We start from the raw sequence: 15,172 nt of genomic DNA, 5'->3' as shown, positions 1-15,172 counted from the left end.
TTTTTATTGGAACACTTTGTGTTAGTTTTTTTGATAAAAATCGAATTTAGGAAAATCATAAAAAACCTTTTTTCTGTTCTAATTATTTCTGCATAGAACTTATATCGGAATTACGATCAATCATTCGTTGCAAATGATAATTATATAATTCTATTTCATCATCAAGTAAGGAGTTAGGTGTTAATTTTGGAGTTAATTTAATTAATGATTGAAGTAGTCTTGTCATTACATCTGTCACTGTAAGATTTAATGATAGTAGTTCGGAAAGAGATGCCATTGTATCAGGTATAATTGTAGGATATTTAAATGAAGTTTCTTTGTCATCAATCGCAATTTCATAAAAATCTTTAATAATTGAAGCACGTTTTGAACCACTTTCGTTAATACATAAATAAATTTGAACAGCAACCCCTTTACGTATCCGACGTTGAGAGATACCCGCAAATTTCTTGTCATCAATACTTAAATCAAAATCGCCTGGACAATATGATCCTACTATTTCTTTTGCAACTATTTTATCTGTTAAATCCTTAAACATATCTTGAATTAGAGCATACATCGTTTCATAACCATCATTAATTTGCAGCTTATGTTCAGCTTCTGGAAAGAGGATAGATATATTTAGAACACCTTCATCTAAAACAACAGCAAGTCCACCTGAATTTCGTACGATTGCTTTGTATCCATGGTCATTAAGAAATTTAACACCATTCGTTAAATTCGGTAGTCTAGTATCTTGAATACCTAGAACTATTGTATTGTGGTGTACCCAAGTTCGAATTGTTGTTGGAGACTCCATTTTCCCAATTTTTGTACATAAAGTGTCGTCTAATGCAAAAGATTGGATTGCCTCAAAGGTTGGCCCTAAAGTTGAGCCGTCTATAAAACGTATTTCATCTGTTTGTAACCGATTCAAATGTTGATTCATTAAATAAGCCCCTTGCGTTTTGCGTTTGTTTTCCTATTTTAGCATGATTTTAAACTAAATAAAAAAACATCATATTCTGAATAGTAAATATAGATTGACAATAATTAGAATCAAACATATAGTAAATAAAGTAATGAAAATGATAATCGTTATCAATTAAACATCGATGAAAAAAGGAGATTGAAATGAAAAAGTTATTATTACCGTTGATTCTTATTTTTGTATTAATGACAAGTGCATGTAGCCATAATTCGTCAGATAAGAAGGCGAGTACTTCAAAGATGGACGACCAACCTAAAACATTTACATATCAATCGGAAACTGGTCCCGTTGAAGTACCAACACATCCAAAACGCGTTATCTTACTTTCAGGTTTTACGGGTAATGTCATTTCTTTAGGAGTAAGTGTTGTTGGGGTAGATGTTTGGTCAAAGAATAATCCAACCTTTAAGAAAGAATTAAAAGATGTAGCGGAAGTATCAGATGAGAACCTTGAAAAAATAATTGAATTAAAACCAGATTTAATAATTGGATTATCAAATATTAAAAATATAGATAAATTGAAAGAGATTGCTCCGACAGTAACATACACATGGGGTAAGTTAGATTATTTAGCACAGCATATCGAAATTGGTAAACTGTTAAACAAAGAGAAGGAAGCAACGGAATGGGTTGATGACTTTAAACAACGCGCAGTAAAAGCTGGGGATGAAATTCGCGCTAAAATCGGTGAAGATGCAACTGTATCAGTATTTGAATCATATGATAAACAGCTATATGTATTCGGTAATAATTGGGCACGTGGAACTGAAATACTATACCAAGCAATGAAATTAAAAATGCCTGAGAAAGTAAAAGAAGTGGCAATAAAAGATGGTTATTATACACTTTCTATAGAAGTGCTACCACAATATGCAGGAGATTACATTATTTTAAGTAAATATGCAGATGCAGATATATCGTTTCAGAAAACAGATACATATAAATCTATTCCAGCTGTAAAAAATAATCGCGTATATGAAATGCTTGGCAATGGTGCTTCGTTCAGTGACCCAGTCACACTTGAAAAACAGCTAGCATTCTTTAAAAAATCATTTTTAGGAAATTAATAGATTGTACAGGGATTTTCAAATTTAGTATGCATGAAAATAGAGGAACTAAATCAAAATTAAGATTTAGTTCCTCTATTTTGTAACTGACAATGTTATTCTGCAATTTTTTCTAAATTTCCGTTTTTATCCATTCTAAAGGATGTTGCTGCAGGTTTCTCTTCCTCTTCAAATAATACTAATTTTCTAGCACGGTTCATTATTTTCATCATTGTTTCATAGTCTTCTTGAACAGTAGTAGCGTCTTTTTCAAGTTTTTCTACTTGTCTCTGTAACTGTGAATTTCGTTCCTGTAATTGTATAAGCTCTCTTTTTAGTTGATCATTTTCACGGACTAAACGATCGCTACCAATCTGACTGCTTGAAAGACCTTGTAAGAACTGGATGACATCAAACATTGTAATTGAACTTTTTCTTGTATTCATTGGTGAAGCTGGTGGAGTCTGAATCTGTGATTGATATTGATTTTGAGCGGAAGGAATACTTGAAAATATCTCAGTCGTTGGTTCCTCGTTATGCGTTACTTCTTCACTTGCATCATTTTCATTATCAGTTTCCACAAAAGACCCAAATTCTTGATCGAGTTCAACGCCATATTCTAAATCTTGTTCATCATTTAAATAACGATCAAAATTACTAGATACATCTGTTTGTATATAACTAGATTCAGAAGGTGTATATAATAATTTTTTCTTAGCATCTTCACCTTTAGCGTGTCGAAGCTTTTCTTTACGGAATTTCTTTGCTAATTGAAGTGCTTTTTCATAATTATAGCGAACTACAGCATTCCAACGAAAACCACATGCAGCTGAAGTACGTTCTAGAACATCGCCTACTTCCTCAAAGGCATTTAATTGGGTACTACCTTCTCGTACGTGACGTAAAACGGTTTCTGCTAAAAGTAAATCATTTTCTTCAGTCCAAGCATCCTGTCTTAATTTCATCATAGAAATTTCCCCTCAACTTTCTTTTATTCAATTAATCGATTTAATTTCCTAGCTGATTAATAGAAGTTTGGACAAAAAAATAGAAAACTATACAAAAAATAGAAAATAGTAGAATACTATTTGGAGTGATTTAATTGGAAAACTTGCATGTCCTTTTTGGAACGAGTAAAATTACTGCTGAGTATGTTCAATTTAGAACAGAAAGGATTGTAAAAAAATGTCAAATGAATTTAGAGTATGTGATGACTGCCAGGCGACAAATATTAAAACATTAGTCCCTCGCTTAAAAAGAATAGATGATGAAGCAGAGATTAAAATTGGTTGTCAATCTTACTGTGGACCAGGACGAAAAAAATCATTTTGTTTCGTAAACAATCGTCCCTTATCTGCACCAAACGAAGATGATCTACTTATAAAGATAAAGTCAAAACTAGGTAAGAATTAAACGCTCCTTCATCTTTAGGAGCGTTTTTTTGATATAATAGATTGAAATGTGGAGAAGGCTTTCGGAACTAGACACCATGAAATACCTATTTTAACATTGATATCCAAGGGTTAAGAGATAAAAATTGATAATAAATGCAGAAGGTTGGTTTTTACCTTCATTGGAATTTGGCTTATGACTCGAGGGGTTAACGCCTGGAGCTAGACAATATGAAATGTGGAGAAAGCTTTCGGAACTAGACACCATGAAATACCTATTTTAACTTTGATATCCAAGGGTTAAGAGATAAAAATTGATAATAAATGCAGAAGGTTGGTTTTTACCTTCATTGGAATTTGGCTTATGACTCGAGAGGTTGACGCCTTGAGCTACAAAAGGAGTCCTGTTCAGAAAGTAAATCAATTAGCATATAAAGAATTAGTATACATATTGAAAGGGGGCCAAGATATGTCATATCGTTTCCAAAAGCTTTATGAGGAAAAAGTATTTAAAGATCCTGTACATCGTTATATTCACGTAAGAGATCAAGTTATTTGGGATTTAATAGGTACGAAAGAATTTCAGAGACTACGCAGAATTAAACAGCTTGGTACTACATATCTGACGTTTCATGGAGCTGAGCATAGTCGATTTACTCATTCGCTTGGCGTTTATGAAATTATAAGACGTATGGTAGATGATGTTTTTTCTGGTCGTCCTGAATGGAATAATGATGATCGCTTATTAGCTCTTTGTGCTGGATTATTACATGATGTTGGTCATGGTCCTTTTTCGCATACATTTGAGAAGATATTTAATTTAGATCATGAAGAATTAACGAGAGAAATTATTGAGGGTTCAACAGAAATTAACGAAATCCTAAGAAAAGTAGGGGATGACTTTCCTAAGAAAGTATCAGAAGTGATTGAGAAAACATCGGCGAATAAGTTAGTTACGAGCATGATTTCAAGCCAAATTGACGCTGATCGAATGGATTATCTTCTTAGAGATGCATACTACACTGGCGTAAGTTACGGTAATTTTGATATGGAACGTATTTTGAGAATTATGCGTCCTAGACCTGATGGTGTCGTTATAAAACAATCAGGTATGCATGCTGTTGAGCACTACTTAATTAGTCGTTTCCAGATGTACTGGCAAGTTTATTTTCATCCAGTGTCTAGAAGTGCGGAAGCCATTTTACAAAAAATATTACAAAGGGCAAAATATTTGCATGAAACAGGTTACCATTTTAATTATGTACCAGTGCATTTTGGGCATCTATTTGAAGGGAAAGTTGATTTAGATGAATATATCAAATTAGATGAATCAGTCCTTTTGTATTATTTCCAAGTATGGCAGGAGGAATCTGATCAAATCTTGAGTGATCTATGTCAACGGTTCTTAGATAGAAAATTATTTCAATATGTAGACTTTGATACACAAAAACATACTGAAAAGTTTGCTGAATTAAAAGAGTTATTTTTAGAAATAGAGATAGACCCGGAATACTATTTAGTCATTGATACAATTTCAGACGAAGCTTATGATTATTTTAGATATGGTGAAGAGGGTGGAAAGAAGCCAATTTTACTATTGCAAACGAACGGTGATTTGAAAGAAATTTCGCGTAAATCAGAGCTAGTAGATGGAATAACTGGTAAAAAGTTATTCGATTCTAAGTTATATTTTCCTCATGATTTAATTTATAATAATCCTGATGAAAAGAAAAAGAAAGTCATCGAAATGATTGAAGAAATAGCAGGGGCTAAAAGAAGATAAAAAACAGTAAACGGAAGTTATTCCGTTTACTGTTGATGTATGTAAGGAATTCTATTCGTCACTAAGGCGTTTGCCTGCAACTGCATAATGGTTTTTTGTCATTTCTTCAATGAAAACAACAATCTTTTCAGTTGGAGCACCTGTTGTTTCACTTACAGCATCAGTCACTTTTTCAACTAATGCTTTCTTTTGTTCTTCAGTGCGACCTTCTAGCATTTTTACTGTAACGTATGGCATATTATGACCTCCTTCGTTTTATCATTTTTATTATAACTCAGGAAGTCAGAATAATAACGATTAAATCGATTAACATTGAAGAAATCATAAAGAATAAATTAAACTATTAATAAATTAACCGTTTAGTTACATAAAATAGCGATTTTTCTCGAAAGGAGCAAAGAATGGGATCATTTTTTCAATATCCATTAAAAGATATACCATTAATATTATTAGTTGTTGCAATTTCGTTATCAGTTCACGAATTTGCGCACGCCTATGTAGCTTATAAATTTGGAGATGACACGGCAAAAAGACAAGGCAGATTAACGCTTTCTCCATTTAGACATTTAGACATTTTCGGTACAATTGCGATTATTATTTTAGGCTTTGGTTGGGCAAGACCAGTTCCTGTAAATCGCCATAACTTCAAACATCCGAGATTAGCAGGAATCTTAACCACAGCAGCGGGTCCGATTAGTAATCTAATTCTAGCGACGCTTGGTTTAATCGCTTATTCATTATTATATAAATACGGATTTTTTCATTCTTTCCCACAAGCACTATCACTTACTTTAGATTCTTTTTTTAATATTTTCATTCAAATGAATATAGTATTATTTGTATTTAATTTAATTCCTCTTCCACCACTAGATGGATATCGAATTTTAGAGGATTTAGCTCCTAATGATCTTCGTGCAAAAATGTCACAATATGAGCAGTATGGAGCATTTGTATTTTTAGTTTTAGTATTAACTCCATTAGATAACTATACAATTCAACCAATTTTCCAGGTTGCTATACCTTCAGTTTTCCACTGGATTAATTCAATCGTTACACCATTAATTTTTTAGGAGGGGCACAATGTCTGATCAACCAAAAAAGAAATCACTAGGTTTTAATATATTAAAAAATGATTCAACGAGTGGGCATGGCGGATTTGGTGTTGGAGCAATTAGTTTAGAAAATATTTCTCCAGTCTTTATTGATATACAAGAGAATGATGTTTTTGTAGATATCGGTGCAATGCACGCAAGAAGTTCAGTTGAAAAGGGGATCAAGTTTTTAACTAATGAGGATGAAGTTCCTAATGGAAAACCTTATTGGTTAGTGTGGGTCGCAACTGAGCGAACTGAAAGCGGTCCTTATTATGCTGGAGTAACAGGTTGCTACATGACTGTTGATCGCGAAGCTAGAAGGGGATATAAGCTTCTTCCTGACCACGTAAATAAAATGGATAAAGCGATGAAACGAAAAATAATGGTTGAACAGATGGATGAAAAATCTCGCAAATTATTAGCCAATTTCTTGAAATCGCACAATGAAGAGATGTGGAATAATTCATCTGAACAATTAAAAACTGTACTTTTAGGTTAGTATACCTTTTTGCACAATAAGTAAGTATAAATTGGCAGCGAAGAAGGAAAATCGACGTAGTTTCCAATTTTAGGTATTAAGTATAAGCGCAACTACGTCTCTGTCTTCGCCCTAGGGCTCGCCAATCGACGAGTTTTCTTTAGGTAAATTATATAAAAAATTTGAAGAAATCGTCGAATAATCTTTTTACATTTAAGACTAAATAAAGTAAACTAATAATAGCTTGGACAAAGCTAGGACTAGGACAAACAAAAGACCTTACCAATTTGGTGAGGTCTTTTGTTTTTACAGTAAATAATGTGAATACCAAGGCTTACTGTCTTTATTTTCCTTTTTATGTTTTTGGTTCATTTTTTTATTCATACAAGGTTTTGTAGGTTGTGTTCCTTTACGAAAATAAAGTGAAACCTTATCGCCGCATCCCTCTTTATACAAAAGACCAGTCTTTTCATCTACAGCAACTTTAACTAGATCACTAGGTAGTTTAGAGTCTATATTTTTATCCATTAAATTTGTCATAACTGATGCCCACACCTTCTTCGAAAGTGAACCTTCCTCTACGGTTAAATTTTTTGAATGATCATATCCAACCCATACTCCAACAATAAGATTCGAATGGAATCCAATCATCCAGCTGTCCGTTTTTGTAGTGCCAGTTTTACCATAATAAACTTTTGATAGTTCAGGAATAATACTAGTACCTGTTACTGGCAAGTAGCTTGAAAAATTTGTGTTGAACATTCCGTTCATGAGTTGTTTAAGAATAATGGTCTGATCTTTATCTAATCTTTGTTTTTTATCAAACTTTTCTTTATAGATCGTCTTTCCATTTTGAGTCTTAATCTCTTTTACGAAATGAGGAATCACATCTTTACCATTATTCGCAATTAAAGCATACGCTCTTGTCATATCGAGCAATGAGGCTTCTTGAGTGCCGAGTGCCATTGAAGGTAGTTTATTATTCGGTGTGGTTAAATAGAATAACTTCTGCGCTTTAATAAATTCGTCAGTACCGACTGCCTGTTGGGTTTTTACAGCGTATATATTATCTGAAACAGCAATAGCTTTAGCTAGAGTAATTGAATCATGTGCGTATAGATTGCCACTATTTTTGGGACTATATGAATCTCCATTTTCAAAGTGAAATATAGTAGGCTTACTTTGAAGTCTTGTTGATGGGGTATATCCATTTTCAAGTGCACTGTAATATAGAATTGGTTTTATTGTACTTCCTACCTGCCTTTTCGATGCTATTGCTCGATTAAATAAAAACTGTCCTTTCTCACGGCCTCCAGTCATCCCTAATACTTCACCAGTTTGACTATTTAATACGACTACACTAGCCTGTAAATCAGGTATTGGTCTAATATACTTATCAAAAGCTTGATCAATGTACTTTTGAATAGCGGGATTAAATGTTGTATAAATTTGACTACCATTGTTATTGATTGATTGTCCAATTGAAGCTGTTATTTCTTTTTGAACGCTTTGTTGAAAATAGGATGTAAATGAAGAATTTGAAGAATGTTTAATCGGTTTTAACTTAATCGGTTCATCAATTGCATTTTTAACACTTTTTGAGTTGATTAATTTATTCTGTTCAAGTGCTGATAAAATTCGTTGTTGCCTTTTCTTTACAGATGAAAAATGAACGTAAGGGTCATATTCTGAAGGATTGGCCGGAATACTTAATAAAAATGTAGATTCACCAATTGTCAGCTCGTTTGTCTCTTTTCCTAAGAAGGTATTCGCCGCAGTTTCTAGACCATAAATACCATGTCCAAAATATATGGTGTTTAAATATGCTTCTAATATTTTATTTTTACTGTAAGCTGACTCAAGTCTCATCGTTAAATAAGCCTCTTTTAATTTACGATTAAGCGTTTTTTGTTGTGAAAGATATAAGTTTTTTGCAAGTTGTTGAGTTATAGTACTTGCGCCTTGAGCGTATTGTCCCTTCGTTATATTAATTAAAATAGCAGAACCCAACCTTTTTAAGTCGAAGCCATGGTGATGAAAAAAATTACGATCTTCAGAAACTAAAATGCTATTGATTGCAATTGGAGGCACATCTGCAATTTTAAGTGTTTTACGATTTTGAAGTAGCTTCGTTTTACTAATTAGCTTTTGATTGTGATCATAATAACTGGAATTTGACTCAATAAATAATGAAGGTTTTGTAGACGTAGCTGCAAACAGATAGACACAAGATAAAAATAGTGTCCCTGAAATTGAAATAATCGTAAGTAAAATACCGACTTTTTGAAGTGTACGCCAATGAAAAGAGTAGTTGATATTATACAAAAATGCATCCTCCTCTCGATTCGTTTCTCTAATTTAATACTAGTATGGTAGATTAAGAGAAATTTTATTCAAATTACCGTAGTAAAAAATATCAAATAATTTAGCTTTAAAAATCTTGCATTTCACAAAAATTACTCTATACTTTTCTTTTGTACGGCAAAAATTTGTCGTAACAACACAAATCCGATAGGAATTAGGAAGAGTGGGGATAATACGAAACATAATCGAAAAAGTGGAGGCACCTTGTTCAGCCCCGACAAAACGATACTTATGTTTCAAACTAAATCTTGATAAAGAAGGGTAGATGCATTAAATGGAATTATGGTTTACTGAAAAACAAACAAAAAACTTTGGAATTACTGCTAAAATTAATAAAACTTTACATACAGAGCAAACTGAGTTTCAAAAGCTTGACATGGTAGAGACAGAAGAGTTCGGAAACATGCTTATTTTAGATGGTATGGTTATGACAACTCAAAAAGATGAGTTCGTATACCACGAAATGGTTGCACATGTACCTTTATTTACACACCCAAATCCTGAAAACGTATTAGTTGTAGGTGGCGGTGACGGTGGTGTTATTCGCGAAGTATTAAAACACCCAAGCGTAAAGAAAGCAACTCTAGTTGAAATCGATGGAAAAGTAATTGAGTACTCTAAAATATACTTACCTGAAATTGCAGGAAAATTAGAAGACCCTCGTGTAGAAGTAAAAGTAGACGATGGATTTATGCATATTGCAAATAGTGAAAATGTATACGATGTAATTATGGTAGACTCAACTGAGCCAGTTGGTCCTGCAGTTAACTTATTTACAAAAGGCTTCTATGCTGGTATCTCTAAAGCATTAAAAGAAGATGGTATTTTTGTAGCTCAAACGGACAACCCATGGTTTACTCCTGAGTTAATCACACAAGTTCAACGTGATGTAAGAGAAATCTTCCCAATCACTCGTTTATATATTGCAAACATTCCAACATATCCAAGCGGAATGTGGACATTTACAATCGGTTCGAAAAAACATGATCCACTTGAAGTAGAAGAGAATCGTTTCTTCGATATTGAGACAAAATATTATACTAAAGAGCTACACAAAGCAGCGTTCGTATTACCAAAATTTGTAGCTGATCTTACTAAATAAGGGGGCTTTATTATGCGTTTTGATGAAGCTTATTCTGGAAATGTATTTATAAAGAGTCATCCAAGCTTTGAAGAAAGTAAAGCAGTTATTTATGGTATGCCGATGGATTGGACTGTAAGTTTCAGACCAGGCTCTCGTTTTGGTCCTACGCGTATTCGTGAAGTTTCAATTGGATTAGAGGAATATAGTCCATATCAAGATAAAGAACTAGAAGAAGTTAAATATTTTGACGCAGGGGATATTCCATTACCATTTGGTAATGCTCAAAGAAGCCTTGATATGATTGAAGATTATATTGACGGCTTATTAGCTGAAGGCAAATTTCCTCTAGGAATGGGTGGGGAGCATCTTGTATCATGGCCAGTAATGAAAGCTATGTACAAGAAATACCCAGATTTAGCTATTATTCACTTTGATGCTCATACTGATTTACGTGATTCATATGAAGGTGAGCCATTATCTCACTCAACGCCAATTAAAAAAGTTTGTGATTTAATTGGACCAAAAAATGTTTATTCATTTGGAATCCGTTCTGGTATGAAGGAAGAATTTGAATGGGCTAAAGAAGTTGGAATGAATTTATTCAAATTCGAAGTGCTTGAGCCGTTAAAGAAAGTACTTCCAACGCTTGCTGGCCGTCCAGTATATGTAACGATTGATATCGATGTATTAGATCCTGCACATGCTCCTGGAACAGGAACTCTTGAAGCAGGTGGTATTACATCAAAAGAAATGCTTGATAGCATCTTAGCAATCGCAAACAGTGAAATTAACGTTGTTGGGGCAGACTTAGTAGAAGTAGCTCCAGTTTACGATCATGCAGAGCAAACTCAAGTTGCGGCAAGTAAATTTATTCGTGAAATCTTATTAGGTTGGGTAAAATAATTAGATTTGTAAAAGGCGATTTTTCGTTCATCAGGACGAGAATCGCCTTTTTATATTGAATTTGAAATTGAAACAATTGAGGCTACTTAAATAATAATTTACTAAAAATGTAAAAACCTTATTGATAATGATAATCATTACCTTTATAATTGAGAACGATTATTGTTATCAAATTATAGGAGAAGAGAAGATGAAAATGAAAAAAGGGGTAAGAAAATTTATTTTAACTCTACATTTGGTGTGCAGCTTAGTTTTTGGCCTTTTTATTATTGCTGTTTGTGCAACGGGTAGTGTATTAGTGTTTGGGAATCAGATTGAACATGTATTAAATCCGCAGTATTTTAAGCCTGCAAGTAGTGAAAGAAATATTGGAATTAAAGAAGCAGAAAAGATTTTCCTTGAACATTACAAAGGTTTTCAAATTTCGAGGATGGATGTGCCTTCAAAGTTAACAGATGTATATCATGCAAGTATGTCAAAAGGACATAATGAAATTGATGCATATGTTGATCCTAGCAATGGCAAATTATTAGGCAATTTTGACAGAGAGAAATCAATCGTTTCTTTTGTTAAAGAGTTACACACACACTTATTATTAGATGATATTGGTGAAACAATTATTGGTATCGTTGCAATTGCATTTATTATAATTCTTATTACAGGTATTTATTTATGGTATCCAGGTATTAAACGAATGGTTAAAAGCCTAAAAATTAAATGGAATAAAAGTCAAATGGCAAAAAATCTATCATTACATAATTTCATAGGGGTTATTACTTTACCATTTTTACTTGTTGTAGCAATAACGGGAATGCTATTTCCATTCCAAGAAAAGATTGAAGAATCTTTGAAATTGAAATTTACATCTAATTATCCTGAAGAACTTAAATCAGTTGATAATGGTAAACAACAAATAGGACTAGAAACGATAGTTGCCCAAATTAATAAAATACACCCGGAAGGTGAGTTATATAAGTTGAGACTTCCATCAGATAAAGAAGGTGTTATAGAGGCCCAATTAAGTGATGGCAGTTACGATCCTGAAGGTAAAGGAAATACAAGCGAATTTTTCGATCAATTTTCTGGAAAGCATTTAGGAACTTTTTCGAAAAATACTGAAACAGCCTATGATAAATTCTTTGTTTGGCGAGAAAGTTTGCATAGAGGAACTTTTGGTGGTGTGTTCGTAAAAACAATTTATGCCTTAGTTGGAATAGCTCCACTTGGTTTAGGAATAACTGGGATTACAATGTGGGCGTTAAAACGAAAAAATAAAGTTAAAAAAATGAGTAAATTACAGCAAACGGCTTAAGATAAAATTTTATATGGAAGTATGATTTAACGACAACAGTTGAATCATTTTTTAGAGCCCGAAAGAAAATGCGCTAAAAGCCGTATTTATCTTTCGGGTTTTTTGAATCGGGCAAAAATATGATTATTTGTACTGTTTTTATAGTAAAACAACAATTTTGTAGAAAGATAAAAATAGAAAAAAACACAAAGTTAACGTTGACGTTAACGATATATTAGGAGTAAGATAAATAAGTGATATAAAAACGTTAAATTTATTTCGAAAGGAGGCAATGATTTGCTCTACAAGATAGATGAAGTAGCGAAAGAATGTGGATTAACAAAGCGATCGATTCGTTATTATGAAGAAATTGGTTTAATTTCCCCACCTGAAAGAAGTGAAGGAGGATTTCGACTTTATTCAGACCTGCATATCGAACGACTGAAGAAAATAATGAATGTTCGGGATGTTCTTGGTTTTTCTTTGCAGGAGGTACAGGAGTATATGGCAATTGGTGAGGCGTTTGAAGAATTCCGATTGCAATATAGAGAAAACAAAGAAAAGATGAATGATGATGAAAGAAAAGAAAATCTATTAAGAGCAGAAGCAATACTTGCTCAACAATTAAGAATGATTGATGAGAAACTTAAAAAAATGAACGATATTCGAGATGAAATGAATGAGATGTATCAGAGGGTGAAAAAAGCATTAGAACAATAAATAATATGGGAGATGGATGAAATATGTCAAACTTGGCAGATAGTAAAAATCAAAAGACACATGCAAATCAAAAATCTAGTCTTTTGAATCAGCCAAAAGCTATTTGGGCTGTTGGCTTTGCTTGTATTATCGCATTCATGGGAATTGGATTAGTTGACCCAATTTTACCAGCAATTGCTGAAAAGATGCATGCTTCTAAAAGTGATGTAACGCTTCTTTTTACAAGTTACAATTTAGTAATGGCATTCGCGATGTTAATAACAGGTTTTATCTCTTCACGTATTGGAATTAAGTGGACACTTCTATTAGGCATACTAATTATTGCAGTCTTCGCAGGTCTTGGGGGAAATTCAAGCAGTATATGGGAGTTAGTATGGTTACGCGGAGGTTGGGGTCTAGGAAACGCGCTATTTGTTGCAACTGCATTATCTGCTATTGTTTCATTATCTAGATCAGGTGTTGCACAATCGATTATTTTATACGAAACTGCGATTGGTCTTGGGATATCAGTTGGTCCATTACTAGGTGGAGAATTAGGTTCAATCTCTTGGAGAGGGCCATTTTTTGGTGTAGCTTGCTTAATGGTAATTGCATTTTTATCTCTATCCTTTATGATGCCAAAAACACCTATTACACAAAGTACGAAAAAAGCATCGTTTCTTGATCCATTCCGTGCTCTTAAACATAGATCATTATTAACATTAGGGATTACAGCATTTTTATATAACTTTGGATTCTTTACTTTATTAGCATTCTCACCATTCTATATGGGATTAAAGGAACATGGTTTAGGATTTGTATTCTTAGGATGGGGACTTTTATTAGCAATTACATCTGTATTTATGGCACCAAAATTACAAAAAAAATTCGGTACACTTAAATCGATGTATGCTATGTTAGCACTTTTCGCTATTACACTTATCGTTATGGGAATTGGAACTGATACGAATAGTGTAATTATAGTTTGTGTAATAATTGCTGGTGCATTTTTAGGAAATAACAATACATTAATTACAACAGCAGTAATGCAAGCAGCTCCAGTTGAACGTTCAACAGCATCAGCTGCATATAGCTTTTTACGTTTCCTTGGTGGAGCAATTGCACCATATTTAGCAGGTAAACTTGCTGAATGGTATAATCCACATGTACCTTTCTATGTAGGTGGATGTTTTGTATTACTATCGGTACTTTTCTTATTTATTAATAAAAAGCATTTAATTCATATTGATAAAGCAGAATCTGCACATTAAAATGATCGAGTAACTCTCGATAAATGGTGAAAACCCGCTAGGAATTACGAGTTCCTAGCGGGTTTTTGTTTTTTGAATACAAACAAAAAACAGCCCTACACGAGCTGTTCTTCATGGTCCAAAATGACCGAACATCATCAGATAAACGATGAAGCCGATAAGTGCGAGTAATCCGATTAGTGCTGCTGTAAAACTGCCGAACATGATTGCTTTTCGTTTGATAATGAACCACAAAATAAGTCCAACAACGAATGGTACGAAAAAGGCGTACAAATAAATGAGAAAAATACTCGATAACGAAATGATTCCAATGCCTAGCCCAATGAAAAATAGTTTGCTAGATGATAGTCGTGCGATTGTTTTCATAAAATCCCCTTTTATTCTTCATATGTTCTTAATTGTCTCACAAACAGTTTTCAATTGAAAACAAAAATCCTCCTTACTTTCATGGCAAGGTTATTTTGTTAGTATGTTGATGCAATTGAAATTATTAGATGAGTTCAATGAGTAATAGTTCCTGCATTTTTAGAATTGGTGAGTCGAAATAAATTTGGCTGATTATTGCCTTCATTATTGAAAATGATCAATTTATCGTAATGAACTCTCATTAATTCACACACTTTTTATGGATGAAATTCATCATTATAAAGAACGAAGCTATGGATATTATGTAAAGAAAGTCCTATGAAATATTTTAGAATCAAGAAAGTACCCCAATTTTTCAGATAGTCATATTATTTCGTTCACTTTAATGAATATTTTTCACATTTTTTTGTTACCTATTTTATTTTTTTTATT

General features: G+C 33.1%; 15 protein-coding genes. 10 read left to right on the top strand and 5 right to left on the bottom strand.

Features of this window, described 5'->3' with window-relative positions; translation table 11 throughout:
- Positions 1 to 82: 82 nt before the first annotated feature.
- Complete coding sequence (locus ABEY15_RS18670; RefSeq protein WP_429891614.1) at positions 83 to 928, bottom strand: lipoate--protein ligase family protein; 846 nt, start codon at positions 926 to 928, stop codon at positions 83 to 85.
- Positions 929 to 1,113: 185 nt separating this feature from the next.
- On the opposite strand from ABEY15_RS18670, the gene ABEY15_RS18665 reads away from it, so the two are divergent.
- Complete coding sequence (locus ABEY15_RS18665) at positions 1,114 to 2,037, top strand: iron-hydroxamate ABC transporter substrate-binding protein (RefSeq protein ID WP_429891613.1); 924 nt, start codon at positions 1,114 to 1,116, stop codon at positions 2,035 to 2,037.
- 95 nt (positions 2,038 to 2,132) lie between these two features.
- Here the strand turns inward: ABEY15_RS18665 and ABEY15_RS18660 are convergent, their stop codons facing one another.
- A complete protein-coding gene (locus ABEY15_RS18660; RefSeq protein ID WP_429891722.1) occupies positions 2,133 to 2,981 on the bottom strand; it encodes an RsfA family transcriptional regulator in 849 nt (282 codons plus the stop codon).
- A 220-nt stretch (positions 2,982 to 3,201) separates the two neighbouring features.
- Between ABEY15_RS18660 and ABEY15_RS18655 the strand changes: the two genes are divergently transcribed.
- Complete coding sequence (locus ABEY15_RS18655) at positions 3,202 to 3,429, top strand: DUF1450 domain-containing protein (protein ID WP_429891612.1); 228 nt, start codon at positions 3,202 to 3,204, stop codon at positions 3,427 to 3,429.
- 447 nt (positions 3,430 to 3,876) lie between these two features.
- Complete coding sequence (locus tag ABEY15_RS18650; RefSeq protein ID WP_429891611.1) at positions 3,877 to 5,190, top strand: HD domain-containing protein; 1,314 nt, start codon at positions 3,877 to 3,879, stop codon at positions 5,188 to 5,190.
- Positions 5,191 to 5,241: 51 nt separating this feature from the next.
- Here the strand turns inward: ABEY15_RS18650 and ABEY15_RS18645 are convergent, their stop codons facing one another.
- Positions 5,242 to 5,427, bottom strand: a complete 186-nt coding sequence (locus tag ABEY15_RS18645; protein ID WP_025671006.1) for a 2-hydroxymuconate tautomerase — start codon at positions 5,425 to 5,427, stop codon at positions 5,242 to 5,244.
- 164 nt (positions 5,428 to 5,591) lie between these two features.
- Between ABEY15_RS18645 and ABEY15_RS18640 the strand changes: the two genes are divergently transcribed.
- Positions 5,592 to 6,260: a site-2 protease family protein gene (locus ABEY15_RS18640; protein ID WP_069033700.1), complete on the top strand. Its 669-nt coding sequence runs from the start codon at positions 5,592 to 5,594 to the stop codon at positions 6,258 to 6,260.
- Positions 6,261 to 6,270: 10 nt separating this feature from the next.
- Complete coding sequence (locus ABEY15_RS18635) at positions 6,271 to 6,783, top strand: YwhD family protein (protein WP_429891610.1); 513 nt, start codon at positions 6,271 to 6,273, stop codon at positions 6,781 to 6,783.
- A 285-nt stretch (positions 6,784 to 7,068) separates the two neighbouring features.
- Here ABEY15_RS18635 and ABEY15_RS18630 read toward each other — a convergent pair whose 3' ends face one another.
- Positions 7,069 to 9,087, bottom strand: a complete 2,019-nt coding sequence (locus tag ABEY15_RS18630; RefSeq protein ID WP_429891609.1) for a transglycosylase domain-containing protein — start codon at positions 9,085 to 9,087, stop codon at positions 7,069 to 7,071.
- A gap of 313 nt (positions 9,088 to 9,400) precedes the next feature.
- On the opposite strand from ABEY15_RS18630, the gene speE reads away from it, so the two are divergent.
- The 5 genes from speE to ABEY15_RS18605 all read left to right on the top strand — a co-directional run bounded on the left by speE (position 9,401) and on the right by ABEY15_RS18605 (position 14,374).
- Positions 9,401 to 10,228 (top strand): spermidine synthase, encoded by an 828-nt coding sequence (gene speE / locus ABEY15_RS18625; RefSeq protein WP_025671010.1) that lies wholly within the window; start codon positions 9,401 to 9,403, stop codon positions 10,226 to 10,228.
- Between the two features lie 12 nt (positions 10,229 to 10,240).
- Positions 10,241 to 11,113: an agmatinase gene (gene speB, locus ABEY15_RS18620; RefSeq protein WP_429891608.1), complete on the top strand. Its 873-nt coding sequence runs from the start codon at positions 10,241 to 10,243 to the stop codon at positions 11,111 to 11,113.
- A 190-nt stretch (positions 11,114 to 11,303) separates the two neighbouring features.
- Positions 11,304 to 12,425, top strand: coding sequence for a PepSY-associated TM helix domain-containing protein (locus ABEY15_RS18615; RefSeq protein ID WP_429891607.1), 1,122 nt, complete (start codon positions 11,304 to 11,306; stop codon positions 12,423 to 12,425).
- 276 nt (positions 12,426 to 12,701) lie between these two features.
- Complete coding sequence (locus ABEY15_RS18610; RefSeq protein ID WP_429891606.1) at positions 12,702 to 13,124, top strand: MerR family transcriptional regulator; 423 nt, start codon at positions 12,702 to 12,704, stop codon at positions 13,122 to 13,124.
- Positions 13,125 to 13,147: 23 nt separating this feature from the next.
- Positions 13,148 to 14,374, top strand: coding sequence for an MFS transporter (locus ABEY15_RS18605; RefSeq protein WP_429891605.1), 1,227 nt, complete (start codon positions 13,148 to 13,150; stop codon positions 14,372 to 14,374).
- A gap of 111 nt (positions 14,375 to 14,485) precedes the next feature.
- On the opposite strand, the gene ABEY15_RS18600 is transcribed toward ABEY15_RS18605, so the two are convergent.
- Positions 14,486 to 14,740, bottom strand: coding sequence for a hypothetical protein (locus tag ABEY15_RS18600; protein ID WP_429891604.1), 255 nt, complete (start codon positions 14,738 to 14,740; stop codon positions 14,486 to 14,488).
- Between the last annotated feature and the right edge of the window lie 432 nt (positions 14,741 to 15,172).

Origin of the sequence: Gottfriedia acidiceleris (assembly GCF_050457485.1) — a bacterium.
In the GTDB taxonomy this organism is placed as follows: domain Bacteria; phylum Bacillota; class Bacilli; order Bacillales; family Bacillaceae_G; genus Gottfriedia; species Gottfriedia acidiceleris_D.
Note: the sequence above shows the minus strand (reverse complement) of the source record. Positions and strands in the feature narration are given on the sequence as shown.